This is a genomic window from Anabaena sp. CCY 9613, from assembly GCF_963920895.1.
GTDB lineage: Bacteria > Cyanobacteriota > Cyanobacteriia > Cyanobacteriales > Nostocaceae > Cyanocohniella.
In genome coordinates this window covers 1-3,615 of the sequence record NZ_CAWUDE010000043.1, presented here as the reverse complement: position 1 = coordinate 3,615, position 3,615 = coordinate 1, and the positions used below count along the sequence as shown (strand labels likewise).

Genomic DNA, 3,615 nt, shown 5'->3' with positions numbered 1-3,615 from the left:
CTTTAGATTCTTCTGATTCCTTGTGTCAAGCCTGATTGAGATGCTCTTACCCTGATCATCATACTAAATGTTTCTTTATCAGGATATAAAGAGTTGGTATGTTTAATAATTTTGCATTATAGGTCACACAATTATTTTATTGAGTAGCAATAAATAAATATACTTGTACAATAAAATCTTGATCAAACTAAAGTATATACAATCACTTCTGTTGTGAGATGATTACTTGTATATCAATAGTGATGGCATGGCAAGAAGATGAATATCATGGACATAAAAGCATAGTTATGTCCAAAAAATCAACAAACCTTCCTGGTAATATTTTTTCAGCCAACAGTTATTTAATCTCAGCGGGTTTGTATAATAAGGTGATAAATAAATAATATTTAACTTGTTAAACTCATCCAAAAATAAATAAAATTTCCGTATTTTTTGCCAGAAAAAGTAAAGTATATGACATTCTTGGTTAATCACTAGGATGACAATTCAAGATTGTGTAAAAATAACCAAGAATTTCCGGTTTACAAATTGCGATGCTTGTAGAAAAATAATTATGATTCTCATGTGGCTACTCCACCATCGCCTCAGGTGTCGGAGGGACGCGTACACACAAGTCTTAAAATTACACCACACACTTGCCCGCTTCCCCGGCTTAAAAAGCGACTGGAAATTTATTTATTTGTCAGTCCCTTAGCTAATTCTGCTTCCCTGCGTCTGGGTACACCGTACACCATGAAATCATAAGCCATATCCGTCTTGGGAAAAATTGCCCTGGCTTCTTTCAGTAAATCTTTTAACTCTATGGTGTTTCCAGGAGCATAGCGGGGACTGAAATGAGTCATAATTAATCGATGTGCGCCAGATACTAATGCTGTTTGCGCTGCCATTGTTGTTGTGGAATGCAATCGCTGAAAAGCCATGTCTGCATCTTGATGAGCAAAGGTAGCTTCATGAATTAATACATCAGCATCTTGTGCCAGTTCCACTGCACCTTCGGAATAAACTGTATCTGTACAGTAGGCAATTTTACGCCCAATTTCCGTTTCACCACACAATTGCTTACCATCAATCACTCGTCCATCGCTGAGTGTCACCGTTTCACCGCGCTTGAGTTGACCATAAACCCGACCGGGGGGAATTTGCAATGCTTGGGCTTTTTCCACATCAAAGCGTCCTGGACGGTCTTTTTCGGCGACGCGATAACCAAAAGCTGTAATTCTATGATGCAAAGCACCACAGCTAACGGTAAATTCATCATCTTCATAGATGACTCCCGGCTGCACAACATGAACTTTTACAGGATAGGAAAAATGTGTGTGGGAGTAACGCGTGGCTGCTTGGATATATTCATTTAATCCAGGTGGGCCATATAAATCAACTCGTTGCACATTCCCTGCTAAACCGCAACTAGCCAGCAGTCCCATTAAGCCAAAAATGTGGTCGCCGTGCAAATGGGTGATAAAAATTCGGGATAGTTGACTCATCTTGAGGTCACTCCGCAAAATTTGATGCTGAGTACCTTCACCACAGTCGAATAACCACAGTTCTGCCCTTTGGGGTAATCTCAGCGCTACACTGGACACATTGCGCGATCGCGTGGGTACACCAGAACTCGTCCCTAAAAATGTTATCTGCACAGCGTTGTTTAGCCTTCCTTTTGCTGAATTTGATGCTCTGTTGCTTCTATACTTTATATATTGGCACGGTTATTGAGTAAAATACTTTGCTGCCAGTTAGGCTAGTGAGATATCTTGTTTTTGGTTGATTTTTGTGGTCAGTGACTCAACAGCGAACTATTGGTATGAAGGGCGTTGTCCCCAAAGTGGTGAGTTATTGCGATTACCTCGCACTTGGTTAGTAGAAGCGATCGCCTGTGATTTAATGCAATATTTAGCTACCGATGAAATTTATCATCGTCAAGGCAAGATGTATGGTGTCTTGCTGGTGGAATTGCCTACAGGCCAAACCCAAGTACTCAAAGCTTTTTCTGGTCTTCTCAATGGTTGCAGTGTTATTGAAGGTTGGGTTCCACCAATTCCTGGGCGAGATGAAGTAGCTGTAGACGAAGCCCAAACCCTAGCTGAACTAGATGCCATCAAGCAAGAACTCATCACCCTCCAGCAACTACCACAACGACAGCAATATGAAACTTTAGCAGACGAGTTTCAGCAACAGTTGCAACAAATGAGCGATCGCCATCACAATTCCAAGCAGCAACGAGGCGATAAACGTCAGGAATTTTACCAAAGTCTTACAGGAGAAGCACTGAATACTGCCCTAGAAAAACTTGACGAAGAAAGCCGTCAACAGGGAATTGAGCGCAGGCGACTAAAAGCCCTGCAAAATGCTGAGTTACAACCTTTACAGCAAATAGTTGCCGCAGCAGACGCACGTATTCAGGAACTAAAACAACGACGTAAAGCACTATCCCGGCAATTACAAGCACAGATGCACGCGGCTTATTCCTTGATGAATTTTTTCGGACAATCGGTATCGTTGCAACAATTAATGCCAGGTGGCTCTATGCCCACGGGTACTGGAGATTGCTGCGCCCCCAAGCTATTGCATTATGCAGCAACACATCAACTTAAACCCCTAGCAATGGCAGAATTTTGGTGGGGTGACTCTGGAATTAATCAAGATAAAATCCAGGGAGAATTTTATGGAGCCTGTGTTGAGCGCTGTCAGCCGCTGATGGGGTTTTTGCTTTCGGGATTAAAATCCTTTCCTAGTCGAGATGAGTTAAATTTACCCATTATTTATGAAGACGAATGGCTGATTGCTGTGAACAAACCCCCAGGATTACTGTCAGTTCCTGGACGCCATCGCCATCACCAAGATAGTGTTCTCAGTCGCTGGCGTTATTTGTTACCAGAAGCTGTAAATATGATGACTGTGCATCGGCTAGATCAGGAAACATCTGGTATTTTACTGCTGGCGCGCCATCGCCAAACTCATCGGCAACTTAGTCAACAGTTTCAGCAACGCCAAGTCCACAAGGTTTATGAAGCCATACTTGCTGGTTCTGTAGCAGTTGAACAAGGTGTAATTGAACTACCACTATGGGGAAATCCCGAAAATCGCCCTTATCAACAAGTAAATTGGCAACATGGTAAACCCAGCGTGACTAAATTTCGGGTGCTAGCCAGGGAAGGAAATTATACACGGGTTGAGTTTATTCCCCTCACAGGACGCACCCACCAATTGCGAGTTCATGCTGCTGATGAGCGAGGACTGGGGATAACTATTTTAGGCGATCGCCTGTATGGATGCAGTGCAGTTACTGGTCGGTTACATCTACACGCCAGGGAACTTAGCTTTGAACATCCCCAGTTAGGCAAAACCATCCGTTTACAAGCACAAACACCCTTTTAATCAGTCCGACAACGCCCCTCGGTGTCACACATCCGCTGTTGTCGTTGGTCAAGAATCGTCTTTAAATTTGGTCGTTTTGTAAGAGCGAGTCGCTTATCTGCCCAAATTCCATACAAAAAATCGGCGATCGCCCCGATAACAGGTAATTTAGTGATGGCATAAATCCAACCCATTCCCAGGGTTTCTTGACATCCTCTCCCGCTAAATGCAAGCATTGTAGCGGGAGATTCCAACATCACT

The 3,615-nt window shown here is 43.0% G+C and carries 2 protein-coding genes and 1 pseudogene; 1 reads left to right on the top strand and 2 read right to left on the bottom strand.

All coding sequences use genetic code 11. The features are described 5' to 3' along the window. Positions 1 to 671: 671 nt before the first annotated feature. Positions 672 to 1,637 carry a ribonuclease Z gene (locus ACM0OT_RS23680; protein ID WP_414545455.1) on the bottom strand — a complete coding sequence of 322 codons (966 nt, stop codon included), beginning with the start codon at positions 1,635 to 1,637 and terminating at the stop codon, positions 672 to 674. A gap of 133 nt (positions 1,638 to 1,770) precedes the next feature. On the opposite strand from ACM0OT_RS23680, the gene ACM0OT_RS23675 reads away from it, so the two are divergent. Then, the gene (locus ACM0OT_RS23675) at positions 1,771 to 3,375 is read left to right on the top strand and encodes an RluA family pseudouridine synthase (RefSeq protein WP_414566820.1); all 1,605 of its coding nucleotides are present in this window, start codon (positions 1,771 to 1,773) and stop codon (positions 3,373 to 3,375) included. Here the strand turns inward: ACM0OT_RS23675 and ACM0OT_RS23670 are convergent. Next, positions 3,372 to 3,615, bottom strand: a pseudogene (locus ACM0OT_RS23670) (hypothetical protein); the annotation flags it as partial. The gene ACM0OT_RS23675 and the pseudogene ACM0OT_RS23670 sit on opposite strands and share 4 nt — an antisense overlap.